At 69.0% G+C, this 26213-nt stretch carries 23 protein-coding genes, 1 tRNA gene and 1 rRNA gene; 4 read left to right on the forward strand and 21 right to left on the reverse strand.

Going from position 1 to position 26213, the window contains the following annotated elements:
• From AB0269_RS06835 to gabT, 14 genes are all read right to left on the reverse strand, one after another.
• A 16S ribosomal RNA gene (locus AB0269_RS06835) occupies positions 1–92 on the reverse strand; the annotation flags it as partial.
• Positions 93–705: 613 nt separating this feature from the next.
• Entirely contained in the window at positions 706–1392 is a 687-nt protein-coding gene (gene rplA, locus AB0269_RS06840) for a 50S ribosomal protein L1 (protein WP_366210522.1), read from the reverse strand.
• A gap of 11 nt (positions 1393–1403) precedes the next feature.
• Positions 1404–1835: a 50S ribosomal protein L11 gene (rplK, locus tag AB0269_RS06845; protein WP_175985292.1), complete on the reverse strand. Its 432-nt coding sequence runs from the start codon at positions 1833–1835 to the stop codon at positions 1404–1406.
• 187 nt (positions 1836–2022) lie between these two features.
• Positions 2023–3042: a transcription termination/antitermination protein NusG gene (gene nusG / locus AB0269_RS06850; RefSeq protein WP_366210523.1), complete on the reverse strand. Its 1020-nt coding sequence runs from the start codon at positions 3040–3042 to the stop codon at positions 2023–2025.
• Between the two features lie 45 nt (positions 3043–3087).
• Positions 3088–3351: a preprotein translocase subunit SecE gene (secE, locus tag AB0269_RS06855; protein ID WP_175985287.1), complete on the reverse strand. Its 264-nt coding sequence runs from the start codon at positions 3349–3351 to the stop codon at positions 3088–3090.
• A gap of 40 nt (positions 3352–3391) precedes the next feature.
• Positions 3392–3464, reverse strand: a tRNA-Trp gene (locus AB0269_RS06860).
• Between the two features lie 127 nt (positions 3465–3591).
• Positions 3592–5316, reverse strand: a complete 1725-nt coding sequence (gene poxB / locus AB0269_RS06865) for a ubiquinone-dependent pyruvate dehydrogenase (protein WP_366210524.1) — start codon at positions 5314–5316, stop codon at positions 3592–3594.
• Between the two features lie 89 nt (positions 5317–5405).
• The gene (locus tag AB0269_RS06870; protein ID WP_366210525.1) at positions 5406–6827 is read right to left on the reverse strand and encodes a GntP family transporter; all 1422 of its coding nucleotides are present in this window, start codon (positions 6825–6827) and stop codon (positions 5406–5408) included.
• Between the two features lie 60 nt (positions 6828–6887).
• Positions 6888–7778, reverse strand: coding sequence for an NAD(P)-dependent oxidoreductase (locus AB0269_RS06875; protein WP_366210526.1), 891 nt, complete (start codon positions 7776–7778; stop codon positions 6888–6890).
• A gap of 17 nt (positions 7779–7795) precedes the next feature.
• Positions 7796–9196 carry a four-carbon acid sugar kinase family protein gene (locus tag AB0269_RS06880; protein WP_366210527.1) on the reverse strand — a complete coding sequence of 467 codons (1401 nt, stop codon included), beginning with the start codon at positions 9194–9196 and terminating at the stop codon, positions 7796–7798.
• A 104-nt stretch (positions 9197–9300) separates the two neighbouring features.
• The gene (locus AB0269_RS06885; protein ID WP_366210528.1) at positions 9301–10008 is read right to left on the reverse strand and encodes a FadR/GntR family transcriptional regulator; all 708 of its coding nucleotides are present in this window, start codon (positions 10006–10008) and stop codon (positions 9301–9303) included.
• 93 nt (positions 10009–10101) lie between these two features.
• Entirely contained in the window at positions 10102–11463 is a 1362-nt protein-coding gene (locus tag AB0269_RS06890; RefSeq protein ID WP_366210529.1) for an NAD-dependent succinate-semialdehyde dehydrogenase, read from the reverse strand.
• 31 nt (positions 11464–11494) lie between these two features.
• A complete protein-coding gene (locus tag AB0269_RS06895; RefSeq protein ID WP_366210530.1) occupies positions 11495–12964 on the reverse strand; it encodes an NAD-dependent succinate-semialdehyde dehydrogenase in 1470 nt (489 codons plus the stop codon).
• Between the two features lie 43 nt (positions 12965–13007).
• Positions 13008–14357 carry a 4-aminobutyrate--2-oxoglutarate transaminase gene (gene gabT / locus AB0269_RS06900; protein WP_366210531.1) on the reverse strand — a complete coding sequence of 450 codons (1350 nt, stop codon included), beginning with the start codon at positions 14355–14357 and terminating at the stop codon, positions 13008–13010.
• A gap of 83 nt (positions 14358–14440) precedes the next feature.
• Between gabT and AB0269_RS06905 the strand changes: the two genes are divergently transcribed.
• Complete coding sequence (locus AB0269_RS06905; RefSeq protein WP_366210532.1) at positions 14441–15916, forward strand: PucR family transcriptional regulator ligand-binding domain-containing protein; 1476 nt, start codon at positions 14441–14443, stop codon at positions 15914–15916.
• A 67-nt stretch (positions 15917–15983) separates the two neighbouring features.
• Here the strand turns inward: AB0269_RS06905 and AB0269_RS06910 are convergent, their stop codons facing one another.
• A complete protein-coding gene (locus tag AB0269_RS06910) occupies positions 15984–16814 on the reverse strand; it encodes a hypothetical protein (protein WP_366210533.1) in 831 nt (276 codons plus the stop codon).
• Positions 16815–16903: 89 nt separating this feature from the next.
• Between AB0269_RS06910 and AB0269_RS06915 the strand changes: the two genes are divergently transcribed.
• On the forward strand, positions 16904–17326 hold the full coding sequence (locus tag AB0269_RS06915) for a GNAT family N-acetyltransferase (RefSeq protein WP_366210534.1): 423 nt from the start codon (positions 16904–16906) through the stop codon (positions 17324–17326).
• A gap of 31 nt (positions 17327–17357) precedes the next feature.
• Here the strand turns inward: AB0269_RS06915 and AB0269_RS06920 are convergent, their stop codons facing one another.
• The gene (locus tag AB0269_RS06920; RefSeq protein ID WP_366210535.1) at positions 17358–18809 is read right to left on the reverse strand and encodes a helix-turn-helix domain-containing protein; all 1452 of its coding nucleotides are present in this window, start codon (positions 18807–18809) and stop codon (positions 17358–17360) included.
• Between the two features lie 173 nt (positions 18810–18982).
• Between AB0269_RS06920 and aceB the strand changes: the two genes are divergently transcribed.
• Positions 18983–20638, forward strand: a complete 1656-nt coding sequence (aceB, locus tag AB0269_RS06925; RefSeq protein WP_366210536.1) for a malate synthase A — start codon at positions 18983–18985, stop codon at positions 20636–20638.
• A 102-nt stretch (positions 20639–20740) separates the two neighbouring features.
• Here the strand turns inward: aceB and AB0269_RS06930 are convergent, their stop codons facing one another.
• The gene (locus AB0269_RS06930; RefSeq protein ID WP_366210537.1) at positions 20741–22465 is read right to left on the reverse strand and encodes an acyl-CoA dehydrogenase; all 1725 of its coding nucleotides are present in this window, start codon (positions 22463–22465) and stop codon (positions 20741–20743) included.
• A 111-nt stretch (positions 22466–22576) separates the two neighbouring features.
• Here AB0269_RS06930 and AB0269_RS06935 point away from each other — a divergent pair, with 111 nt between their 5' ends.
• The gene (locus AB0269_RS06935; protein ID WP_366210538.1) at positions 22577–23776 is read left to right on the forward strand and encodes a pyridoxal phosphate-dependent aminotransferase; all 1200 of its coding nucleotides are present in this window, start codon (positions 22577–22579) and stop codon (positions 23774–23776) included.
• Between the two features lie 7 nt (positions 23777–23783).
• Here the strand turns inward: AB0269_RS06935 and AB0269_RS06940 are convergent, their stop codons facing one another.
• Genes AB0269_RS06940 through AB0269_RS06955 form a run of 4 tightly spaced genes read right to left on the reverse strand, consistent with a single transcriptional unit; the run spans position 23784 to position 26190 of the window.
• Positions 23784–24182 carry a VOC family protein gene (locus AB0269_RS06940; RefSeq protein WP_366210539.1) on the reverse strand — a complete coding sequence of 133 codons (399 nt, stop codon included), beginning with the start codon at positions 24180–24182 and terminating at the stop codon, positions 23784–23786.
• A 15-nt stretch (positions 24183–24197) separates the two neighbouring features.
• Positions 24198–25334, reverse strand: coding sequence for a UDP-N-acetylmuramate dehydrogenase (locus AB0269_RS06945; protein ID WP_366210540.1), 1137 nt, complete (start codon positions 25332–25334; stop codon positions 24198–24200).
• Complete coding sequence (locus AB0269_RS06950; RefSeq protein ID WP_366210541.1) at positions 25334–25732, reverse strand: MaoC/PaaZ C-terminal domain-containing protein; 399 nt, start codon at positions 25730–25732, stop codon at positions 25334–25336. The genes AB0269_RS06945 and AB0269_RS06950 overlap by 1 nt, the downstream gene beginning before the upstream one ends.
• Positions 25729–26190, reverse strand: coding sequence for a MaoC family dehydratase N-terminal domain-containing protein (locus AB0269_RS06955; RefSeq protein WP_366210542.1), 462 nt, complete (start codon positions 26188–26190; stop codon positions 25729–25731). The genes AB0269_RS06950 and AB0269_RS06955 overlap by 4 nt, the downstream gene beginning before the upstream one ends.
• Between the last annotated feature and the right edge of the window lie 23 nt (positions 26191–26213).

Here is a 26213-nt window from a genome sequence, read left to right on the forward strand (position 1 = left end):
TCCACCCAGCAAGCTGGGCTTCATCGTTCGACTTGCATGTGTTAAGCACGCCGCCAGCGTTCATCCTGAGCCAGGATCAAACTCTCCGTAAAAAAACAAATAACAACCAAAACCGGAATAAGGTCAAGGCTGCGAGTTTGAAACTGACCAAAGAGATGACATCATTGCTGACTTCATCCGAATGCCAACCCCCGAAAGGGTTGGTCTTTGATCCAAAGGAATCTCACCCTGCCGAAGCAGAGACGAGGTTATTTGGCATTTGACAAGTGCACGCTGTTGAGTTCTCAAGGATCGGACGCACCCACGACCCGGCCATCACAACCAGGCCCGCAGGGCAACTTCTCAATCTTATCCGCCTCATCCGGCCTGTCAAATCGACGCGCCGACCGGATCTGAAATCCGCTGCGCGGTCGAGATGAACCGCAGAAGAGGTGGAAGCTCCCATTCTAGACGCAAGCGTCCAGGACTCTCAAGTGAGAGATTCGGGAGGTGGTTCTCCGCTTGAGGGGGGTGAGGCTCTGGGCCTCTCCGCTTCCCTGTGGGGCGAACAAGTAATAACTTACGCGGGATCCGGAGTCCCGGCAAATCGAGGCCGTTTCCCTGGCGTGTCGCGCTCGGCATCCGCGGATTCCCGGGCCCGCCGGCATCCCCCGGAACGACAACAGGCCCCCACCGGAACGGTGGAGGCCTGTCGTCGTATCAGCGTCAGATGGCGTTGACATCCAGCGGGATGCCGGGGCCGAACGTGGTCGACACGGCGCCCTTCTGGATGTAGCGGCCCTTCGAGCTCGACGGCTTCAGACGCACGATCTCCTCGAGAGCGGCGCCGATGTTCTCGTTCAGCTGCTCAGCCGAGAACGAGGCCTTGCCGACGACGAAGTGCACGTTGGCGTGCTTGTCGACGCGGAACTCGATCTTTCCGCCCTTGATCTCCTCGACGGCCTTGGCCGTGTTCGGGGTCACGGTGCCGGTCTTCGGGTTCGGCATGAGGCCACGGGGACCGAGCACCTTGCCGAGACGACCGACCTGACCCATGAGCTCAGGGGTCGAGACTGCCGAGTCGAAGTCGGTCCAGCCGCCGGCGACCTTCTCGATGAGCTCGGCGCCGCCGACCTCATCAGCGCCGGCGGCGATCGCAGCCTCGGCCGCGGGGCCGGTGGCGAAGACGATGACGCGGGCGGTCTTTCCGGTGCCGTGCGGGAGGATGACGGTGCCGCGCACCATCTGGTCCGCCTTGCGCGGGTCGACGGCGAGCTTCAGCGCGACCTCGACGGTCGAGTCGAACTTCGCCGAGCCGGTCTCCTTCGCGAGGGCGACTGCCTCGGTCGGGGTGTAGTAGCGGTCTGCCTCGATCTTCGCGGCGGCAGCCTGATAAGCCTTGGACTTTGCCATGATTATTCCCCTCAGCCCTCGACCGTGATGCCCATGGAGCGGGCGGTGCCGGCGATGATCTTCGAGGCGGCCTCGATGTCGTTCGCGTTCAGGTCGGCCTGCTTGGTCTCAGCGATCTGACGGACCTGGTCCTTGGTGATCTTGCCGACCTTGACGGTGTGCGGCGTGGCCGAGGCCTTCTGCACGCCTGCGGCCTTCTTGATGAGTTCTGCGGCCGGCGGCGTCTTCAGGATGAACGTGAAGCTGCGGTCCTCGTAGACGGTGATCTCGACGGGGATGACGTTGCCGCGCTGCGACTCGGTCGCGGCGTTGTACGCCTTGCAGAACTCCATGATGTTCACGCCGTGCTGACCGAGCGCGGGGCCGATCGGCGGCGCCGGGTTCGCGGCGCCGGCGTTGATCTGGAGCTTGATCAGGCCGGTCACCTTCTTCTTGGGTGCCATTCTCTGTTCCTTTCATCGAGCGGATGCCGGAGCATCCCTCTCCCGCGGATCCGGCATCTCCGGATCGCGGTGCTGCATGCGGGCGCGCCGAAACGCGCACACAAACCACGCAAGTCTACCTGATCCGGGCAGGATGCCGGAAACGCAGAACGGCCGCCCCGAAGGACGGCCGTTCCGAAAGCGTTGTTCAGATCATCTTCGTGACCTGGTCGAACGACAGCTCGACCGGGGTCTCGCGCTCGAAGAGCGACACGAGCACCGTGAGCTTGCCGCTCTCGGGCTTGATCTCGCTGATCGAACCGGGGAGCCCGGCGAACGAGCCCTCCTTGATCGTGATGGTCTCGCCGATCTCGAAGTCGACCTCGGCGACGGCAGGGCGCGCGACGGCGACCCCGCCCTTGGACTGGACGTTCTTCGCGGTCGGGACGTCCTTGACCTCGACGAGGGCCTTGAGCATGTTGAACGCCTCTTCGAAGCGCAGCGGCGTCGGGTTGTGGGCGTTGCCGACGAAGCCGGTCACACCCGGGGTGTGACGGACGACCGACCAGGTGTCCTCATTGAGCTCCATGCGCACGAGCACGTAACCCGGGATGCGCACGCGAGTGACCATCTTGCGCTGGCCGTTCTTGATCTCGACGACGTCCTCCATCGGGACCTCGACCTGGTAGATGTCGTCCTCGACCTCGAGCGTGGACTTGCGCTGCTCGATGTTGGCTTTCACCTTGCGCTCGAAGCCGGCGTAGGAGTGGATGACGTACCACTTGCCCGGCATCATCCGCAGGTCCATGCGGAAGGCCTCGTACGGGTCCTCTTCGGAGTCCTCCTCCGACGGACGGTCCTCGTCGCCGTTCACGTCGGGGCCGTCGTACGGGCTGACCTCGTCCGCAGCGGCGGCTTCGAGGTCGGCGGCCTCCTCGGCCGTCGAGTCGTTGAGGACTTCGGCGGCAGCTTCGGTTTCTGCCGTCTCGTCCAGGTTGAGAGCGTCGTTCACGATCGCGTCCGCCTCCGGGTCGTCGATGTCGATGTCTTCCGTGCCCTCATCGTCGGCATTCTCGTCGTCGCCCTCGATGTGCACGGCCTCGCGTTCAGCTGCGGAGGACGCCTTCTCCTCGGCGGAGAGGACGTTGCCCTCCTGCGCCTCGTCGTCCTCGCTGGACTGCTCCGCTGCGGTCGCCCAGTCGGCGTCGTCGGAATATCGTTCAGACACGTTGTTTCTTTCCATTCGGTGCGGACGGTGCCGCAGGAGCATCGCTTACTGCGGCACTCCGAAGACCTGTGACGTCAGCCACGAGAACGCGGTGTCCAGACCGTACACGAAGGCCATGACGATCACGACGAACACCAGCACCACCGCAGTGAACTTGAACAGCTCCTTGCGGGTCGGCGTGACGACCTTGCGCAGTTCGCCGATGACCTGGCGGAAGAACAGTGCGATCCGCCCGAAGAAGCCGAGCCTCTTCACACCGGCGGCGCCGCCTGCCGCGACGATCTCGCCGCGCGGTTCGTCCTGATCCATCCTGAATGTACCTTTCGTGTGCCAGCGTGGCGCTGACGCGCAGGGCGGACAGGAATCGAACCTGCAACCTGCGGTTTTGGAGACCGCTGCTCTGCCAATTGAGCTACCGCCCTAGAGCCCCGGGAGGCCCTGGGTCTGCGTCCCCCTCGCGCCCGGAGGCACGGGAAAAGGATGCAGACAACTGCCTGTCCAGTGTACGGCATGGTGCGCGGCCCGGCGAACCGGCGGCGGGTGCACCCCTCAGAACAGCTGCCGCCAGTTGGCCCGCGCGAGGTCGAGCAGCTCATCGCCGCGACCCGACATGACGGTGCGGATCGCGTACAGCGCGAAGCCCTTCACTTGCTCGGCGGTGATCGCCGGCGGCATGGAGAGCTCCTGCCGCTCGGTGACGACGTCCAGCAGGGCCGGCCCGTCGTGCGCGAGCACCTCGGCGACGGCATCCGGCAGATCCTCACTGCGCTCGACGCGCCGCGCGAAGATGCCGAGTGCCTGGGCGACGGCAGCGAAGTCGGGGTTGTCGAGGTCGGTGCCGTAGGTGACGAACCCTGCCGCCTTCATCTCGAGCTCGACGAAGTTCAGGGACGAGTTGTTCACCACGATCGTCTTGACCGGCAGCCTGTTCTGCGTGAGCGTGATGAGCTCTCCGAGCATCATCGCCAGTCCCCCGTCGCCCGCGAGCGCGACCACCTGACGCTCCGGCTGCGCAGCCTGGGCACCGATGCCGTGCATCAGGGCGTTCGCCATCGACCCGTGCGTGAAGGATCCGATCAGCCGGCGGCGGCCGTTCATCGTGAGATAGCGCGCCGCCCAGACGGTGGGAGAACCCACGTCGGCCGTGAAGATCGCATCGTCGGACGCCTGCTCATCGAGCAGGCGGGCGAGGTACTGCGGGTGGATCGAGTTCCTGCCCTTGGCGGGCACGGCCAGCTCGTCCAGCTTCGTGCGCGTCTTGCGGTAGTGGGCGACGGCATCGTCGAGGTGCGAGCGGTCGGACTTCGCCGCGATGCGAGGGAGCAGCGCCTCGGCGGTTGCCCGCACGTCGCCGACCAGACCGAGATCGAGTGGATGCCGCTTGCCGAGCTGCGAACCGCGGATGTCGACCTGGATGGTGGTCGCATCCTCCGGATAGAACTGCGCGTACGGGAAGTCCGATCCGAGCACGAGCAGCGTGTCGGCCGACTCCATCGCCCGGTAGCCGGAGGCGAAGCCGAGCAGACCTGTCATTCCGACGTCGAACGGGTTGTCGTACTCGATGAACTCCTTGCCGCGCAGCGCGTGCACGATGGGAGCTGCGAGCCGGTCGGCGAGCGCGACGACCGCATCGTGCGCCCCCTCGGCCCCTGCGCCGGCGAGGATCGTGATCCTCTTGGACGCGTTCAGCAGCTCCGCCGTATTCTCTAGCTCGGCAGGGCTCGGCACGACGACCGGATGCGCCCGCTCGATGACCACGGCGCGGTCGTCCTCGATCTCGGCGAGGGCGACGTCTCCCGGGATCACGAGCACGGCGACCCCGCGCTCCTCGATCGCCGCGCGCATCGCGATCTCCATCAGACGCGGCATCTGCGCAGGGTCGGCGACGTACTCGGCGTACACGCTGCACTCGCGGAACAGCTCCTGCGGGTGCGTCTCCTGGAAGTAGCCGGTGCCGATCTCGGTGGTCGGGATGTGCGCGGCGATCGCGAGCACGGGCACCCGTGACCGCTGGGCATCGAACAGCCCGTTGATGAGGTGCAGGTTGCCCGGGCCGCAGGAGCCGGCGACGACCGCGAGGTCGCCGGTGATCGCGGCATCCGCTGCGGCGGCGAAAGCGGCCGACTCCTCGTGGCGCACATGCAGCCAGCGGATGATGCCGTCCTTGCGAAGGGCGTCGGTGAATCCGTTGAGCGAATCCCCGGGGATGCCGTAGACCCGGTCGATCCGGTTGGCGCGAAGGGTTCGGACGATGTTCTCTGCGACGGTGGCCATGGCTCCGAGCGTACGCCCGCCTCACGGCGAGAGGGCGGCCCGGCGCCGTGATCGCGCCGAACCGCCCCCTCTCCGCGGGAATCCCCGACCTAGGCCATCGGGATGAGGGCGTAGGTGAGCCAGGTGAGGAGGAACCCGGCGACGCCGAGGACGGTGGTCAGAGGCGTCCAGGTGCGCAGGCCGTCCTTGACCGACAGGCCCAGGTACCGGGTAACCACCCAGAATCCCGAGTCGTTCACGTGGCTGAGGCCGAGCGCGCCGTAGCCGATCGCGACGGCGACGAGCGCGATATGGATCGGGTCCAGGCCGAGCACCGCGACGGTGGGCAGCAGCAGACCGGCCGTCGTCGTAATCGCGACGGTCGCAGACCCCTGGGCCGCGCGCATGGTGAGCGAGATGAGGAACGCGGCCAGGAGCACCGGCATCCCGCTGCCGGCCATGAGCTCGGCGACCGCGCCGCCGATGCCCGTCTCGGTGAGGATCTTGCCGAACGCACCGCCGGCACCGGTGACGAGGATGATGACCGCGGCCGACGGCAGCGCCGATTCCATGACCTCGCCGAGCTTCGCGGGCGACCATCCGCGACGCACGCCGAGGAAGAACATCGCCGCGGCGATCGCGACCATGAGCGCAAAGATCGGCTGGCCGATCATGGCGAGGAACCCGTTCCAGAAGCTGCCGGCCTCGAACGCCGGAGCGACGGTGGTGCCCAGCATGATGAGCACGAGGGGCAGAAGGATGAGGCCGAGGACGGTGAACGCGCTGGGGGCCTTCTCGCCGTCGCGGAGCCCGGCGTTGGCCGACGGCTGTTCGGTGCCGAAGCTGTCGAACATCTCCTTGGTCGCCTCGATCATGGCGAACTCGCGCCGGTTGATGAGCTTGCCGACCCAGAACGACAGTGCCGCCAGCGGGATCGAGATGATCAGCGAGAAGATCAGGACCCAGCCGAGATCTGCGCCGAGGATCGTGGCGCCGCCGACGATGCCCGGGTGCGGCGGCACTGCGACGTGCACGGCGAGCATGATGCCCGCGACGGGAAGCCCGAACTTGATCGGGTTGAGCCCGGCGATCTTCGAGAAGGCGAAGATGATCGGCACGAGGATGATGAAGCCGGCATCGAAGAACACCGGGATCGCCAGGATGCCGGCAGCGATGACCAGCGCGATGCCGACCCGCTTCGGGCCGAGCCACTTCGTGAACTTCCCGGCGAGCGACTCCGCTCCCCCGGACAGCTCGATGATCTTGCCGAGCATCGAGCCGAGCGCCACGAGCACGGCGACCGAACCCAGCGTCCCTCCGACTCCGGCGATGATCGCCTGGATGATGCCGAGCTGCTCCGGGGTGTCGCCGGAGGCCGGGATCGTCGTCATGGGCAGGCCTGCGGCGAGGCCGACGAGGATCGAGACGAGGATGAGGGCGTAGAACGCCTGCATCTTGAAGCGGATGATCAGCAGGAGCAGCAGTGCGAGGCCTGCGACGCCGATGGCGATCAGCGCGGGAAGAGGAAGCATCTCTGGATCTCTTCTTTCGGTTTCATGGGCGCGGGTGCGCCCGAGTGGTGGGGTTCGGTGTCAGGAGAGTCGTTCGGGGGCGATGACGCGGATGACGGCGGAGTCGTCGTGCGCACCGAGGCCCTGGGCCTCGCCGAGCAGGAACAGCTGCTCGGCGGCGTTCGCCACGGGAGTGGACAGGTGTGCGGCGCGGGCGGCGTCTCCGACGATGCCCATGTCCTTGACGAAGATGTCCAGGCGGCTGAGCACCTCGGCGCCCTCGTCGTCGTAGGCCTGCAGGGTGCGCGGGCCGCGGTTGCCGAGCATGAACGAGTTCGCAGCCCCGGCGGTCAGCGCCTCGAGCGTCTTCTCGCGGTCGAGGCCGAGGGCGTCGGCCAGGGCCAGCGCCTCGGCGGCGGCGGCGATGTGCACGCCGCACAGCAGCTGGTTCACGGTCTTCAGCGCCTGGCCGTCACCGGGCTTGTCACCCACGATCGACAGCGTCGAGGCCAACTGGTCGAGAACGGGGCGAGCGACCTCGAGCGCCGAGGGCGCAGCGCCGACGACGATGAGCAGGTCGCCCTCGCCGGCACGGACGGGTCCGCCCGAGAGCGGAGCATCCACGAGCTGTGCACCGTGCTCGGCGAGCTGCTCGGCGATGGCACCGATCCCCTCGGTGCCCACGGTGCTGGTGAGGATCACGACCGCACCGTCCGCGAGGTGCGAGGCGAGCCCGCTCTCGCCGAACAAGAGGTCATTGAGCTGCGCGCCGGTGCGGACGGCGACGAGAACGGCCTGGGCATCGGCGACCGCCTCGGCGGCGGAGCCTGCGGGCTTCACGCCCTGCTCGGCGGCGAGGGCGACACGGGCCTCGGCGATGTCGAAGCCGCGCACCTCGAAGCGCTGCGCGAGGCGGGTGGCCATCGGGAGCCCCATGGCTCCGAGACCGATGACGGCGACGGTGGAGGTCATCTGCGTTCCTTTCGGGTTCATTCTGCGTCGGCGAGCGTCGCGACGACGCGCGCCAGGGAATCGGTGTCGCCGACGTTGCCGGCGAAGACGATGTACGGGATGCCGACGGCGGGGCCGGTCTGCGGCTGCCAGAGCGAGACGATGCCCGGGAGCATCGGTCCGAGCACGGTGGCGCGGCGGATCTCGAGCGCCTCGCTGGCGACATCGCTGGAGGTGATGCCGCCCTTGGCGATGACGAAGCGCGGCGGGGCGATCGCGAGCACGCGGCGCACGAGGTCGACCACGCCGCTGGAGACCTGACGAGCGATCTCGAGGCTGGCGTCTCCGTCTGCACCGGTGACGAGCTCTCGCGTGGTGTGCACGATGACGGAGCCGGATGCCAGCGCCTCGGCGACCGCGTGGGCCTGGGCATCCAGGTGCGCCTTGCGGCGGTCATCGATGAGCTGCCGCACATCGAGCTCGATCGTGACCGTGTCAGGGCGCTGGCGGCGGAGCTCGGCGAGCTGGGCCGTGGTGAGCGGCACGTGACTGCCGACGACGACGAGCCCGCCGCGGTCGTACGCGAACGGGATGTCGGCCGCGGAGACCGGCTCGGCGATCTCCTGGCCGATGTACGCCCGGACGTACGGAGGCCCGACGCGCAGCAGCACGTCGCGATCGAGGCTGTGCAGGGCGAGCGCGAGGACGCGCATGTCGCTCTCCTCCACGACGTCGACCGCGACGACCGAGCCGAGCGGCACCGAGCGCAGGAAGGATCCGACGGATTCGACGCCGGCGCGGATGATCTCGAGCGTGAGGGCTGCGACCTCGCCGGCGGGGATGCGCCCGTCGGTCTTCTCTGCGACCCAATCGCGCAGATCCGAGGAGGCGAAGCCGAATGTCGCGTCCTCCGCGAACGGCGTCTCGCCCACCGGCGTCGCCTCGTCGCCGGTGACCCAGTAGTGCACCGAGTCGACCGTGATGCGTCCGGCGTCCGGGAAGGCGGGGATCACCAGCGTGACGGCCGGGGCCTCCCCGCCGTGCGCGACGATCTCGGCGGCGAGCACGTCGGTCTCGAGGGGGAAGTGGCCGCGGAGGGTGGAGTCGCCCCGCGAGACGAAGGTCACGTGCTTGCCGGCATCCGCTGCGGCTGCGAGCGCGACGGCGACGACCTCGCGATTGCGCCGCGCGGCCTCCGCCTCGTCGAGCGACCTCGTGTTGGTGAGGACGTAGACGGCGGGGGCTCCGGTCGCGAAGGCGCCGGCGAGGTCTTCGCTCTCCCAGCGCGTGAGCACGGGGAGGTTCGCGACCGACTGCGTGCCGGTGGGGTCGTCGTCGAGCACGACGAGGACGCCCTTCGGATCCAGGGATGCACGGACCTCTGCTGCGCTGAGATCGACCGGGGCCGGGATGCCGGCGAGCAGCGCGCCGATGTGCACGAGAACTCCTTCGTTCAGAGGATCTGAGAGATCGGAGCGGGTTATCCGATATCAGATAACGAGGGTACGCCGAACATCTCGCCCGCGCAACCGTGCCCGGCCGCCTACTCCCCGAGCACGTAGTGCAGCAGGTCGTCGCGCGTCTGGCGCATGTGGCTCGCCATGGCCTCGCGGGCGGCATCCGCCGATCGCGTGCGCATGGCCTCGAGGACCGCGGCGTGCTCCACGAGCGCATGCTCGCGGATCTCGAGCACCGCGCTCGTCTCGCTGCGCGAGTCCTGCAGCATCGTGGTCAGCGGACGGACGGATGCCACGAGGATCCTGTTGTCGGCCGCGGCGAAGATCACGTCGTGGAAGGCGAGGTCGGCATCCACGAACCCCGGGACGTCGCCCTGGTCGTGCGCGGTGCGCATCCGCTCGAGCAGGGTCTCGAGCTCGGCGATGTGCTCGGCCGTGGCGCGAGGAGCCGCGAGCTCGGCCGCCCCGGTCTCGAACATCACGCGCATGTCGAGCAGATCCAGCGACGAGCGCCGGCGCGCTCCCCCGCTGCGCGAGTACCGGACGACGGCCTCGAGCCCCGTCCACTCGTCGACGGGCGCGACGCGGTGGCGGCTGCCCGGCACAGGCACGATGACGCCCTGCGCCTGGAGGAGGCGCACCCCCTCGCGCAGCGTCAGCCGGGAGACGCCGAGGAGAGCGGCGAGGTCGGCCTCCGCCGGCAGCGCCTCCCCCGCGACCAGTCGCCCGGCGATGATCTCGTCGAGCAGCCCGTCGACGACGGACTGCGTGCGGGTGATGCGCTCGGGCTTCATCCCTCCAAGGTACTGGGGTCCGACCCCTGATCCTGTCGAAGGGGCCGGATCGACGCTTCGACAGGATCAGCGAGAGATCCTCGCTCCGCCCGCCTACGCCTTGCGGATGAGCTTCTTGTTGACGAACTCGTCCGCGGCGAGCAGGCCGAGCTCGCGCGAGGTGCCGCTGCGCTTGACGCCGCCGAACGGAAGCTCGGGGCTGTCGGCGAGGACGAGGTTGACGTAGACCATGCCCGCCTCGATGCCGTCGGCCACGCGCTCGGCCTGCTCGGCATCCGTCGTGAAGACGTACGAACCGAGTCCGAACGGGGTGCCGTTCGCGATCGCGACCGCGTCCGCCTCATCGACCGCGCGGTAGACGACGGCGGCAGGACCGAACAGCTCCTCCTGATAAGCGTCCATGTCGGCGGTGACATCCGCCAGCACGGTCGGCGCGAAGAAGGCGCCCTCGCGCGTGCCGCCGGTGAGCAGCGTGGCGCCCTGGGCCACGGCGCGATCGACCTGCTCCTGCAGACGCTCGGCAGCGGCCAGCGACGAGAGCGGCCCCAGGACCGTGTCCTCCTGCGTCGGGTCGGTCGCGTCGACGGCGGCGAGCGCGGCGACGAACTTCTCGACGAACTCGTCATACAGATCGTCGGCGATGATGAAGCGCTTGGCGCCGTTGCAGGACTGACCGTTGTTGTCGAGGCGCGCATCGACGGCGTTCTGCACGACGGCATCCAGGTCATCCGTGGAGAGCACGATGAACGGGTCCGAACCGCCGAGCTCGAGCGCGACCTTCTTGAGGTTGCGACCGGCGACCTCGGCGACGGCCGCGCCCGCGCGCTCGGATCCGGTCACCGAGACGCCGTGCACGCGCGGATCGGCGATGATCGTCGCCGCCTGCTCGTTGGTTGCGTACACATTGACGTACGCACCGTCGGGGAGCCCGGCATCCGCATAGATCGCCTCGATCATGGCCGCCGACTCGGGGCACTGCGGGGCGTGCTTGAGGATGATCGTGTTCCCGATCGCCAGGTTGGGAGCCGCGAACCGGGCGACCTGGTACGCCGGGAAGTTCCACGGCATGATGCCCAGCAGTGCTCCCAGCGGCGCGCGGCGGATCACCGCGGTGCCGTCTCCGAGGATGTCGAGCGGCTGGTCGCCCGTGATCCGCTCGATGTTGTCGGCATAGAACTCGATGATGTCCGCGGCGAACTCGACCTCGCCGACCGCAGCGGCGATGGGCTTGCCCATCTCCTTCACGATCACCGCCCCGAGGTCGTCCTTGCGTTCGCGGTGCAGTTCGGCGATGCGGCGGATCACCGCCGCGCGATCGGCCGGGGACGTCGCGCCCCAGACGGATGCCGCGGCGTGAGCGCGGACGACGGTCTCCTCGATCTGGGCGTCCGTCGCGGTCTCATAGGTGGCGACGGTCTCACCGGTGGCGGGGTTGGTCACGGCGTAGTCGGTCATCATCGTCCTCTCGCGGGGTGTGCGGGGTGGTTCAGTTCGGGATCAGGGTGTACTTCGTGGACAGGTACTCGTGGATGCCCTCGAAGCCGCCCTCGCGTCCGACACCGGACTGCTTGACCCCGCCGAACGGAGCCGCGGCGTTGGAGACCACGCCCACGTTCAGACCCATCATGCCCGTCTCGAGGGCGTCGATCATGCGGTGTCCGCGGGCCAGGTCCTCCGTGAAGACATAGGAGACCAGACCGTACTCGGTGTCGTTCGCCAGGCGCACGGCATCCGCCTCGGTCTCGAAGGTCGCGATCGCGAGCACCGGGCCGAAGATCTCCTCGCGGAGGATGTCGCTGCCCGCAGCCACCTCGGTGACGACGGTGGGCTCGTAGAACGTGCCCTCGCCCTCGACTGCGTTGCCGCCGGTGCGGATCGTCGCGCCGCGCTCGACGGCGTCCTCGACGAGCGCGTGGGCCTTGTCGACGGCATCCGCATCGATGAGCGGACCGATCGCGACGCCGTCCTCGGTTCCCCGGCCGATCTTCATGGCCTTCACCCGCTCGGTGATCCGGTCGGCGAACTCGCCGGCGACCGAGGAGTGCACGATGAACCGGTTCGCAGCGGTGCAGGCCTGCCCGATGTTGCGGAACTTCGCGAGCATCGCGCCCTCCACCGCCTTGTCGAGATCGGCGTCCTCGAAGACGACGAACGGCGCGTTGCCGCCGAGCTCCATCGAGACGCGGAGCACGCCGTCGGCGGCCTGCGCGATGAGCTTGCGCCCCACCTCGGTCGACCCGGTGAAGGAGAGCTTGCGCAGCCGGGGGTCGGCGATGATCGGCGCCGAGAGCTTCGACGATGACGAGGTCTGCACGACGTTGACGACGCCTGCCGGCAGGCCCGCCTGCTCGAGGAGCTTCGTGAAGAAGATCGTCGTCAGCGGCGTCAGCGCCGGCGGCTTGATCACGACCGTGCAGCCCGCGGCGAGCGCCGGTGCGATCTTGCGCGTGGCCATCGCGAACGGGAAGTTCCACGGGGTGATGAAGAACGAGGGGCCCACCGGGCGCTGCGACACGATCATGCGCCCTGTGCCCTCGGGGTTCTGTCCGTAGCGGCCGCTGATGCGCACGGCCTCCTCGCTGAACCAGCGCAGGAACTCCCCGCCGTAGGCGACCTCGCCCCGCGCCTCGGCGAGGGGCTTGCCCATCTCCAGGGTCATCAGCAGCGCGAGATCCTCCTTGCGCTCCTGCACGAGGTCGAACGCACGGCGCAGGATGTCGCTGCGGGTGCGGGCGGGCGTCGCCGCCCACTCGTCCTGCGCGGCGGCCGCGGCGTCCAGGGCGCGGATGCCGTCCTCGGCGGTCGCGTCGGCGATCGAGCGGATGACGGCCCCGGTTGCCGGGTCGTGCACGTCGAAGGTGCGGCCGCCGGTCGCGGGCGCCCACTCGCCGCCGATGTACAGGCCGGTGGGGATGCTGTCGAGCAGCGTCTTCTCGTCGGATGCGGTGATGCTCATGGACACTCCTGGTTCTCGGGCGTTGCGGGCGTTGCGGGGCGGATCAGGCGGCGGCGAGGGCGCCGGCGACGACGTCGAGGCCCTCGTTCAGCAGCTCGTCGCCGATGGACAGCGGGGGCAGGAAGCGGATGACGTTGCCGAACGTGCCGCAGGTCAGCACGATCACGCCCTCGGCGATGCACGCCTTGGCCACGGCACCCGCGAGTGCGGCATCCGGCGCCTTCGTGGCCGGGTCGACGAACTCGATCGCCGTCATCGCGCCGCGACCGCGGACGTCGCCGATGCGGGAGTCCGCGGCGGCCAGGGCGTTCAGACGCTCGCGCAGCAGAGCACCGATCTGTTGGGCGCGCTCGACCATCCCGTCGTTCTCGAACACGTCGATCGCGGCGAGGGCTGCGGCGCACGCGATGGGGTTGCCACCGTAGGTGCCGCCGAGGCCTCCGGCGTGCGCGGCATCCATGATCTCGGCGCGGCCGGTGACGGCGGCGAGCGGGAGGCCGGCGGCGATGCCCTTGGCCGTGGTGACGAGGTCGGGCTCGATGTCGAACTGCTCCGAGGCGAACATCGTGCCGGTGCGGGCGAAGCCGGTCTGCACCTCGTCGGCGATGAACACCACGCCGTTCGCGCGGCACCACTCCGCGATCGCGGGCATGAATCCGTCCGCCGGGACGATGAACCCGCCCTCGCCCTGGATCGGCTCGATGATGACGGCCGCGAGGTTGTCGGCGCCGACCTGCTTCTCGATCTGCGTGATGGCGCGGGTCGCGGCATCCGCCCCGGACAGGCCGTCGCGGAACGGGTACGACAGCGGCGCCCGGTAGACCTCGGGGGCGAACGGACCGAATCCGCTCTTGTAGGGCATCGCCTTGGCGGTCAGCGCCATGGTGAGGTTCGTGCGACCGTGATAGCCGTGCTCGAAGGCGACAACCGCCTGACGGCCGGTGTGCTTGCGGGCGATCTTGATCGCGTTCTCGACGGCCTCGGCGCCGGAGTTGAACAGCGCGGTCTTCTTCGCGAAGTCGCCGGGGGTGAGTCGGTTCAGCGCCTCGGCCACCTCGATGTACGACTCGTAGGGCGAGATCATGAAGCAGGTGTGCGTGAACTGGGCGGCCTGCGCGGCGACGGCTGCGGCGACTTTGGGGTGCGCGTTGCCGACCGAGGTGACGGCGATGCCGGAGCCCAGGTCGATGAGGGAGTTGCCGTCGGCATCGACGACGATGCCACCACCGGCCGCGACCGCGGTGATCGGCACCGTGTGCGCGACGCCGGCGGGGACGGCATCCGCCTTGCGGGCGAGGATCTCGGCCGAACGCGGACCCGGCAGTGGAGTGACCAGGCGGCGCTCCTGGGCGAGGGTCGGTCCGCCGGCGGGGATGGTGTCGAGGAGGCTCATATCGCGAGCGTATTCCGAACGATTCCCGGATGCATTCGCCGAATTGTATAATTTCGGCAACCTGTTCACCCGATTGGACATCGATGTCGGACGCCAATCTCCGCAGTCTGCTCGCGACACCCGCTCTTGCCCTGCGCCTCGTCTCCGGGGCCGACGAGGCGGTGGATCGCCCACTGCGGTGGGTGCACTCGACCGATCTGCCCGACCCGACCCCTTTCCTCGCCGATGACCTCGCGCTTCTGACGACGGGTGGCCAGTTCGACGGGCAGACGTCCCCCGAGGAGTACGTCGATCGGCTCGCCGCGCGCGGCGTCGCCGGGCTCGGCTTCGGTACCGGCGTGCGGCATCCCGAGGTGCCGGTTGCCCTTGTCGAGGCATGCGCAAGCGCCGGAATCCCCCTGTTCGAGGTGCCGTACGAGACGCCGTTCATCGCCGTCGCCCGCGCTCACGCCGAGGCGGTCGCCGCCCAGGCGTTCGCCCGCCGCAGCTGGGCGCTCGACACGCAGCGCGCGCTCGCCGCTGCAGCGCTGCGTCCGCACGGACTCGTCGCGATCATCGCCGAGCTCGGCCGACGACTCGACGCCTGGGTGGCGATGTTCGACGCCGCGGGCGCGCTGACGCTGGAGCATCCCCCCGGCGGCATCTCACCCGCCGCCCGCGCCGAGCTCGACGGGCATGTCTCGGACGTCCTCGCCCGGGGGGCGGAAGCCGGCCGGTCCGTCGTGCTCGACGGGCACGCCGTGCAACTGTTCACTCTCGGACGTTCGCGGGGCCTGCGCGGGGCGATCGCGATCGCCGCGCCGGGCCTGGATTCGGAGGCACGCGCCGTCGTCACCTCGGTGATCGCGATGGCCGGCCTCGCGCTGGAGCAGACCGAGGAGCTCGAAGACGCCCGCCGGCGCCTGCACTCCCAGCTGCTGGTGTCGCTCCTCGCTGACGACGACGCCCTCGCCCGGCAGGTGCTCGGAACGCTGCCCGCACTGCCGGTCATCGTCGCCGTCGCGCCGGATGCCGGCCCGGGGGCGCTCGAGGAGTGGTGGGAGCGGCGGCGGGCCGAGCGCGGCTCCCGCGCGTTCCTGGCGAGCTCGCCGGAAGGCGTGGTCGTGTGCCTTCCCGAGACGGATGCCGCGCTGCTCGACGAAGCCGCCGAGCGCTTCGGCATCCGCATCGGCGCGTCGGAGGGTGTCGACTATACGGCGTTCTCGCACGCGCACGGGCAGGCGCTCAGCGCACTGCGCCGCGGCGGGTCTGGCGTGACCCGCTTCGCTGAGGCGTCGGCGTCCGGCATCCTCGCCGCCCTGCGCACGGACGACGCCGGGCTCGTGGCGCAGTCCCGGCTCGCGCCGCTGCGCGCTGCGGACCCCGACCTCGAGCACACGCTTCGCGTCTGGCTCGAGCACGACGCGCGTCTGGATCCGGCGGCATCCGCCCTCGGCATCCATCGCCACACCCTGCGCTCGCGCGTCGCGCAGGCATCGCGCCTCCTCGGCCTCGACCTGTCGGCGTTTCCGGCGCGCGCCGAGCTGTGGGCGCTGCTGCAGGCCTCCCCGACCGCCTGAGAATTGCACTGCGCGGCGAGACGGCGCGTGCCAGCATCCGTCTCCTACGGCAGCGGCATTCTCGCGGTCAGTCTTGCGCGGCGCCGCGGGCGAACAGCACGCGGACGCAGCCCCAGCCCATCAGCCCCACCCCGATCACGACGCACACGACGCCGAGCAGCCACATGCCGTCTTCCCAGTACACATAGCCCTGCTCCATGGTGCGGATGAAGCGCCCGAGATACTCCGGGAAGTCGGCGATGCTGCGCCCCTCTCCGAACACCCACAGGATGATGCCCAGCGTCGTCGCCCCGAGACCGCAGAACACGAACGCCGTGGTCGAGAACTGCTTCGCCCCCTCGACCTTCTCGAGGTGCGAGCCCTGCGCCGCGATCTGCGGAGCACGGATCGAGATCACCGGCAGCGCGATGATGAGGGCGACGGCGAGCGGGATGCACATGCCGATCGCGTAGCCGCCCAACGGCACGAGGAGCAGCTGGGTGGCGAAGCCCTCGTCCCACCAGTAGTGGAACCCGCCGTTGAGACTCTTGGCCTCCGTGATCGTGTCGCGAACGCCGGGGAATGCCACGGCGATCGCCTGGATCACGCCGACGGGGATCGCGACGAGCGCGGGCGCGATGATGCAGGCGGAGATCAGGCGCAGCAGGACGGTGCCGACGTGAGCGAGCCGCTTCCATACGACCTCGAGCATGAACCAGCCCGCATAGATCCCCGGGGAGGCGACGATGAAATTGCCCCAGAACCGGTCCCCGTCGGCATCCGTCATCGAATCGAAGACGCCCCACACAGCGAGCGCGATCGCCGCGATGAGAACCACGAGGCTGACCCCGCTGACCATCGAGCGCAACTCGTCCCTCCACAGGCGCGCATCGGATTCGGCGTCCGGCTCGGCGGTCATGGCATCCCCTCCTGAAGTCACGACGTCGCCAGGTTAGCGCGACGCGCGCGCATCGTTGGGAACGCGCGCGCATCGTTAGGGTTGCATGCGTGAGTTGGACGCTGCGCCCGTGTCGGATCGAGGATGCCGACTGGATCGTCGAGCTGCGCGCGACCGTGCTCCGCGACGACCTCGAACGGCTCGGGCGCTTCGACCCGGTGCGCGTGCGGGAGCGGTTCCGCGCGGCGTTCGCCCCGGCCTCCACCAGCGTGATCGTCGTCGACGGCAGGGATGCCGGATCCATCGCGGTCCGCGTCGCCGAGGACGCCACCTGGATCGAGCATTTCTACCTGGATGCCGCCGTGCAGGGCCGCGGCGTCGGCAGCGGCATCCTCGACGTCATCCTGCGCCAGCCCGGCACGTACCGCCTGAACGTGCTGCAGGGCAGCCCGGCGCGGCGCCTGTACGAGCGGTACGGCTTCGAGCCGTACGAGGAGGACGAGATCGACGTCTACATGGCCCGGCGCGTCTGACGTCCGCCCTGTCCGGCTCCGCGCGCCAGGATCAGCGCGGGGCGTGCGCCTCGAGGAACTCGTACACGTCGGTCGTGTCGACACCGGGGAACGACCCCGTCGGCAGGGTCGCCAGCAGCGTGCGCGGCGTCTTCACGTTCGGCCAGGACTGCTCGCGCCAGCGCTCCTCGAGGTCGGCGGGTGCACGGCGGCAGCAGACCTCCACCGAGTGCTTCGAGACGCCGCGGTGCGGGGTATCCCGGCCGACGAACCACTTGGTGTCGTCGAAGCGCACCCCGACGCTCACCGAGTGCAGGCCTTCGCTGGACGCCTCGACGCGGGCGGTGCACCAGTAGGTGCCGTTGCCCGTGTCGGTGTACTGGTAGTACGGGTTGAAACGGTCGTCCTCATCGAACACGACCCGGCTCGTCCACCGGCGGCAGCACATCTGCCCCTCGATCGCGCCCAGGCGGTCGGTCGGGAAGTTCACGTCGTCGTTCTCATACGCCTTCGTGATCGTGCCCGACTCGTGCACCTTGAGGAAGTGCACCGGGATGTCGAGGTGCCGGGTGGCGAGGTTCGTGAAGCGGTGCGCCGCTGTCTCGTACGAGACCGAGTAGGCGTCGCGGAGGTCCTCGATCGAGATCGCCCTGCGCTCCTTGGCAGCCTTCAGGGACGGCACGACGTGCGACTCGGGGATCATCAGCGCCCCGGTGAGGTAGTTCGTCTCGACCCGCTGGCGCAGGAACTCCGCGTAGCTGTGCGGTTCGGCGTGGCCGAGGATCCGACTCGACAGGGCCTGCAGCACCGAGGTGCGGGCGTCGCCCTTGGCCTGGATGCTGGTGGAGAGGTAGAGCCGCCCGTTCGCCAGATCGGCGACCGAGCGCGTGGTCTGCGGCAGGTCGGGCGCGTAGTGCAGCGTGAATCCGAGATACGCGGCGATCTCGGATGCCGTGCGCTGGGTCAGCGGCCCGCCCGGGTGCCCGACTGCCGTGAGGATGCGCGACGCATGCTCCTCGAGGTCTTCGAAGTAGTTGTCCTGGCTGCGCATGAGATGGCGCAGCTCGACATTCGCGCGGCGGGCCTCCTCCGGCGTCGCCGCGCGCTCGTCCTTCAGCCGATCGATCTCGCCGTGCAGCGCGAGCAGCGCCTTGAGCGCCTCGGTCGGCACCGTCTTCGCGATGCGGAACGGCTCGATGCCCAGCGCCTGGAAGGTCTGCCCCTTCATCGCGCGCTCGAGTGCGATCTCGGCCGCGCTGCGCTCGTCGAGCGGCTCGCCCTCGAGCAGAGCATCGATCGTGACGCCGAGAGCGCGGGCGATCGCCTGCAGCTGCGTGAGCTTCGGCTCGCGCTTGCCCGTCTCGATCATCGACATCTGGCTCGGGGCGCGGTCGACGGCCGATGCCAGGTCGTCGAGCGTCATGCCCCGGGCGGTGCGCAGCTGCCGGATGCGGCGGCCGATCGTGAGGGCGTCGGTGTCTTCTGCAGCGTCGGCGTTGCTCATGCGGCCGATTCTGTCACGAAAGCAGAAGTTTTAAAATTCTTCACCTCGAGATTGGCCTTCGGAGCGCTTGAACTTCACGCAGAGTAGGTGACACGCCTCGATCGCCCACCGCTTCCACCAGAGCATCCGGGCCGACAGACACCAGCAACCGTCTCAACGCAAGGATCCAGATCATGACCACTCCCACCGCTCCTCCGACCACCGCTCCGACCCAGACCATCCAGCAGGGCCCCGCCCTGACGGTCACGGGTCCCGTACGAGACCGGTTCGACGAGATCCTCACGCCGGAGGCGATCGCGTTCCTCACCGAGCTGCACCACCGCTTCGCGAACCGCCGCCACGACCGGATGGCCGATCGTCTGCGCCGCCGCTTCGAGATCGGCAGCGGCCACGACCCGCAGTTCCGCGACGACACCCGGCACATCCGTGAGGACGCCGACTGGCGCGTCGCCGGCGCCGGCCCCGGGCTCGAGGACCGCCGCGTGGAGATCACCGGTCCCACCGACCCGAAGATGACCATCAACGCACTGAACTCCGGCGCCCGCGTCTGGCTCGCCGACCAGGAGGATGCCACCAGCCCCACCTGGCAGAACGTCATCGGCGGCCAGCTGTCGCTGCGCGACGCGATCCGCGGCGAGCTAAGCTTCACCTCCCCCGAGGGCAAGCGCTACGAGGTCACGGCCGAGCGCACCCCGACCATCGTGATGCGCCCGCGCGGGTGGCACCTCGTCGAGAAGCACCTGACGTTCATCGACCGTACGGGCCGCAGCATGGCGGCATCCGGGTCGCTCGTCGACTTCGGGCTGTACTTCTTCCACAACGCCCAGGCGCTCATCGACAGCGGCCGCGGCCCCTACTTCTACATCGCGAAGCTCGAGTCCAGCGAAGAGGCCAAGCTCTGGGACGACGTCTTCACGTTCGCCGAGGAGTACATCGGCATCGAGCACGGCACGATCCGCGCGACGGTGCTGATCGAGACGCTGCCGGCGGCCTTCGAGATGGACGAGATCCTGTACGAGCTGCGCGACCACTGCGCGGGCCTGAACGCCGGACGCTGGGACTACATCTTCTCGATCATCAAGAACTACCGCGGTCGCGGCGCCCGCTTCGTGCTGCCCGACCGCAGCGAGATCACGATGACGGTGCCGTTCATGCGGGCCTACACCGAGCTGCTGGTGCAGACCTGCCACAAGCGCGGAGCGTTCGCGATCGGCGGCATGAGCGCGTTCATCCCGAACCGTCGCGACCCCGAGGTGACGGCCGCGGCTGTCGAGAAGGTCTCCGCCGACAAGAAGCGCGAGGCCGGCGACGGCTTCGACGGCACCTGGGTCGCGCACCCCGATCTGATCCCCACGGCTCAGGCCGAGTTCGACGCCGTGCTCGGCGACCGCCCGAACCAGGTCGACCGTCAGCGCGACGACGTGAACGTGAAGGCATCCGATCTGCTCGACCTGCGCATCGGCCGCCCGATCACCGCCCAGGGCGTGCGCGACAACGTCTCCGTGGCGATCCGCTACATCGAGGCGTGGCTGCGGGGCCTCGGCGCCGTGGCGATCGACAACCTCATGGAGGATGCCGCGACCGCCGAGATCTCGCGTTCGCAGGTGTGGCAGTGGATCCACCAGGACCGGTCGACCGACGACGGCACGCGCATCACCGCCGAGTACGTCGAGGGCCTGATCACCGAGGTGCTCGCGCAGACCACGCGCTCGGCCGGCGACCGCTACGACGAGGCGGCCGACATCTTCCGCGAGGTGTCGCTGGGGACGGAGTTCCCCGCGTTCCTGACGCTGTCGGCGTACTCGAAGCACCTCGTCGAGGAGGACTGAGCGCGCGCATCCAGCTGCTGCGCCCGCGAAACAGGTCTTGCACAGCGAAACAGGTCTTGCCACGACATGTTTCGCGCGGCAAGGCCTGTTTCGCGGGGGCGGTCAGGCGATCTCGCCGACAGCGACGGTCTCGGCGAGCGCGTGCACACGGGCGAGGTGGTGCGCGGCGTAGAAGTCCGCGTCGGTCAGGCGTGCGGCATCCGTCTCGGCAGGCTCAGCATGCGCCGCGACCGCGACCACGGCGAGCGCGTGCATCCAGCCGCCCGAGAGTGTACCGAGCAGCATGAGGTACGGGACGCTGACGGCCGATGCATCGCGTCCCAGGCCGAAGGCGAGCAGGGCGTCGGTGGCACGCCGCGCGGCCTCCACCGCGCGCGCGAGACGGTCCGCGACACGAACCGCCACAGCACCCTCCGTCGCCCGCAGCGCGGCGACGGTCTCGTCGATCTGCGCGAAGAGGGCACCGACGGTCGAGCCGCCGTCGCGCAGCACCTTGCGCCCGATGAGGTCGTTGGACTGGATCGCCGTCGTTCCCTCGTAGATCGGGATGATGCGCGCGTCGCGGTAGTGCTGGGCTGCGCCGGTCTCCTCGACGAAGCCCATGCCGCCGTAGACCTGGATGCCGTCGCTCGTGACGCGCAGCGCCTCTTCGCTCGTCCATCCCTTGAGGATCGGAACGAACAACTCGGCCATGGGCAGCAGATCGGCCTCGTCGTGCGCCCGGTCGAAAAGGTCGCCGACGTGCACGGCGAGTGCCCGCATCGCGAACACCTGGCTCGACATGGAGCGCAGGATGCGGCGCACGTCGGGGTGCTCGGCGATCGGAGCGCCGGCGGGCCTGTCCTGGACCGATCCCTGCAGGCGTCCGGCGGCGTAGTCCGCAGCACCCTGGTAGGCACGGTCGGAGATGCCGGTCGCCTGGTGGCCCATGCCGACGCGGGCCGAGTTCATCATCACGAACATGCCCGCGAGGCCGCCGTGGAGTTCTCCGACGAGGTAGCCGGTGGCGTCCTCGTAGGACAGCACGCAGGTGGGGCTCGCGTGGATGCCGATCTTGTGCTCGATCGCGACGGTCTCGACGCGGTTGCGCTCACCCAGCGAGCCGTCCGCGTTCACGAGCGTGCGCGGTGCGACGAAGAGCGAGAGCCCCTTCGCACCGTCCGGCGCACCAGGGGTCCGGGCGAGGACCAGGTGCACGATGTTCTCGGCCAAGTCGTGGTCGCCCCAGGTGATGAAGATCTTCTGTCCGCTGATCGAGTACGTGCCGTCTTCGCGCGGAGTCGCCGTGGTGCGGATCGCTCCGAGGTCGCTGCCCGCCTCAGGCTCGGTGAGGTTCATCGTCCCGGTCCACTCGCCGCTGACGAGCTTGGTCAGGTACGTCTCGCGCAGTTCATCGGATGCCGCGGCGTCGAGCGCGTGGATCGCCCCTGCGCTCAGCATCCAGCACAGCGCGAACGCCATGTTGGAGCCGTTCCAGATCTCGCCGAGGCCGGCCCCGATGGACTCGGGCAGCCCGTCGCCGCCTGCGGACTCCGGCGCGGTCGCGCTGACCCAGCCCGCCTCCACGAGCGCCTGGTAGGCCTCGGCGAATCCGTCGGGCAGGTGCACCTCGCCGTTCTCGAGACGCGCGCCGATCCGGTCGCCTGCGCGGTCGAGCGGCGCGAGCACCTCGGCTGCGAATTCACCGGCGCCCGCGATGATCTCGACGGCGTCGTCGGCGGTGATCGCTCCGCCGGATGCCGCGGCGACGATGTCGCGGCCGAAGGCCTCACGGTAGAGGAAGGCGTATTCCGCGATCGGGGGGATGTACGGGGTGGCTGCGCTCATCGTTCACTCCTGAGTAGACGGTACGAGACTGAGAATCATTGTAGCTGGGACTCAGTCTCACAACCAGAGCATGTCTCACGGCTTCGGACCAGCCCGAGTAGCATCTGAGGTGTGACCGAACGCGCACCTCTCTCCCGCAAGCTGTCCGCCATCGCCGAGTCGGCGACGCTCAAGGTCGATGCCAAGGCCAAAGCGCTCAAGGCCGAGGGCAAGGCCGTCATCTCCTACGCCGCCGGCGAGCCCGACTTCGCGACGCCGCAGTTCATCGTGGATGCCGCAGCCGAGGCCCTGAAGGATCCCGCGAACTTCCGGTATACCCCCGCCCCGGGCCTCCCGGCGCTGCGTGAGGCGATCGCGGCCAAGACGCTGCGCGACTCGGGGCTCGAGGTCTCCCCCAGCCAGGTGATCGTCACCAACGGCGGCAAGCAGTCGGTCTACCAGGCGTTCCAGGCCGTCGTGAACCCTGGCGACGAGGTGCTCCTGCCCGCTCCGTACTGGACCACCTATCCCGAGGCGATCCGGCTGGCCGACGGCATGCCGGTCGAGGTCTTCGCCGGGGCCGACCAGGACTACAAGGTGACGGTCGAGCAGCTCGAGGCCGCGCGCACCTCACGTACGACGGTCCTGGTGTTCGTCTCGCCGTCGAATCCGACCGGCTCGGTGTACACCGCCGAGGAGACCCGCGCGATCGGCGAGTGGGCGCTCGAGCACGGCATCTGGATCATCTCGGACGAGATCTACCAGAACCTCACCTACGAGGGCGTCAAGGCGACCTCGATCGTCGAGGCGGTGCCGGATGTCGCCGGCCAGACGATCCTCGTCAACGGCGTGGCCAAGACTTACGCGATGACCGGATGGCGCGTCGGCTGGATGGTCGGCCCCGCCGACGCCATCAAGGTCGCCGGCAACCTGCAGTCGCACCTGTCGAGCAATGTCAACAACATCGCGCAGAAGGCGGCGATCGCAGCCCTCAGCGGTCCGCAGACCGAGGCCGAGCAGTTCCGCGAGGCTTTCGACCGCCGCCGGAAGCTCATCGTTTCGGAGCTGTCGAAGATCGACGGCGTCCGGGTTCCGAACCCGCTCGGGGCGTTCTACGTCTACCCGGACGTGCAGGGCCTGATCGGTCGGACGTGGGCGGGCAAGACGCCCACTACGTCGCTCGAGCTCGCCGATCTCATCCTCGACGAGGCCGAGGTCGCCGTGGTCCCGGGCGAGGCGTTCGGCCCGTCCGGATACCTGCGCCTGTCGTACGCCCTCGGCGACGACCAGCTGCTCGAGGGCGTGCAGCGGCTGCAGCGCCTGTTCGCGTAGACCCGCGTCAGGACTCCTGGTACCCGATCAGCCAGCGGATGCCGTAGCGATCCGTGACCTGCCCGTCGTAGTCGCCCCACGGGCGCTTCTGCAGCCCGTCGGTGATCGTGCCGCCCTCACCGAGCGCGGCGAACCACTGCTGCAGCGTCTCAGCATCGGCGGTGCCGAGCAGCGAGAACATCGCACCGACGATGTGCACGGCATCCTCGTCGCCCGCGGCATCCGAGGCGAAGACCTGCACCGCACCGTTCAGCGCACCGTGCGCGATCGCATCGTCCGGACCATCGGTGCGACCGAACTGCTCATACGTGAACAGTTGCAGCTCTCCGCCGAAGACGCCCTGGTAGAAGGTCAGCGCCTCGGCGGCGGTGCCGGGAAAGAAGAGGTATGGGACGAGTCCGCTCATCCCGCCACGCTATCCTTAGAGCTCGACGCCCACCAGCACCGGCTCGGGCTGCAGCAGCAGACCGAACTCCGAATGCACCCGGGCCTGGATGTACCGGGCGAGCTCGGCCAGCTCGCCCGCCGTCGCTCCGCCGCGGTTGGTGAGCGCCAGCGCGTGTTTTGTCGAGATGCCGGCGCGCGAGCGCGGCAGCCGGAATCCCTTGCGGATGCCGGAGTTCTCGATGAGCCACGCGGCGCTGACCTTGACGTCGGGGCGCGTCGTCTTCGCGGGCGGAACGTAGCCGTCGAACGACTCGAGCGGGATCACGGTCGCAGCATCCAGATCGGGTTCGACCGGCCACCGCGGGCACTCCGGCGGGAGCTGGGCGGCGACCGTCTCGGGCACGATGAGGTTCTGGAAGAACGACCCGGCGCTGGCCGTATCGGGGTCGTCGGGGTTCAGCAGCATCCCCTTGGCCGCTCTGGTCGCACGGATCCGCTCCCGGACGTGCGCGAGCGAGACGCGCTCGTCGTCGTCGATGCCGAGGGCGCGCCGCAACTGCTCGCCGCCGATCGGGCGTCCCGCCTCGCCGACCTCCGCGAGGTCGAGCGTCACCGAGAGGATGACGGCTCGGCGGATCGGCGCGCCGCCGTAGTGATGCTTGAGCACCGACGTGCGAAAGCCCAGTCCGAGTTCGGATGCCGGCACGGTCTGCACCTCGCCGGTGGACTCGTCGATGAGGTCGACCTCGACGAGGGTCTCCTGGATCTCCTGCCCGTACGCGCCCACGTTCTGCACGGGAGCAGCGCCGACGGTGCCCGGGATGCCGCTCATCGCCTCGATTCCCGCGAGACCATGGTCGACCGTGTAGGCGACGAGGTCGTCCCAGTTGTGTCCTGCCTGAATCCGGAGCCGCACGCGGCCGGGATGCGGCGACGGGAGCCGCTCGATGCCCGTCGTCAGGATGCGGATCACGGTGCCCTCGAACGGCTCGTCCCCGACGAAGAGGTTCGATCCGCCGCCGAGCACGAACCACTCGTCCCCGCGCGACCACGTGTCGCGGAGCGCCTCGACCAGTTCGTCCGTGGTCGTGGCATCCAGCATCCGTTCGGGCGCGGCGCCGGTGCGCAGCGTCGTGAGGTCCGCGAGGCTTGCGGGCGCGATCTCGGTCATCAGAGGGCGACGCGCAGCTGCGCCTTGACGAGCACCGTGGTGTCGGCGTGCTTCACCGTCAGATCGATGCGCGCGGATGCCTCGTCGACCGCGCCGACCTTCGCGAACACGGACACGTCGGCACCGTCCTCGGGGTCGACGACGACGGGGCGGGTGAACCGCACGCCGTAGTCGGTGATGCGAGCGGTGTCGCCGAGCGCGGCGACGACGACGGACGAGGCCAGCCCCATCGTCAGCATCCCGTGGGCGAGGACGCCGGGCAGTCCGACGGCTGCCGCGACGTCATCGCGGTAGTGGATCGGGTTGAAGTCGCCCGACGCACCCGCGTAGCGGACGAGGGACTCGCGGGTGAGATGGACGGTGCGCTCGGCGATCACGTCTCCGACCTCGTATGTCATGCCGCCGCCTCCTCGTCGTCGGATCCGACCAGCAGCACGCTCGTTGCGGTGACGACGTGGGCGCCGTCGGCATCCGTGATCTCGGCCTCGCTGGTGATCATGGCGTTGCCCGCCATCATGCGGATGCCGGTGACCTTCAGCTGTCCTGTCAGCTCGACGCCCGCGACGATCGGCTGCGAGTAGGCGAAGCGCTGCTCGGCGTGGATGGTGCGGGCCAGGACGATGCCGGAGTCGGGCTCGGACAGCAGCTGCTGGAGCGTGAGGTCCTGGATCACCATCGCGAAGGTCGGCGGCGCGACGACGTCGGCGTAGCCGAGCGCGCGGGCCGCGTCGACATCGGTGTGCAGCGGGGCGTCGGCGAAGACGGCGCGGGCGAACTCGCGCACCTTCTCACGTCCGACCAGATACGGCGGGGTCGGCGGGAACTCCCGGCCGACGAGATCGTTGTTCACAGGCACCGGTCAAGTCTACCGAGCGGATG

Source organism: Microbacterium sp. NPDC077644 (assembly GCF_040702785.1).
In the GTDB taxonomy this organism is placed as follows: domain Bacteria; phylum Actinomycetota; class Actinomycetes; order Actinomycetales; family Microbacteriaceae; genus Microbacterium.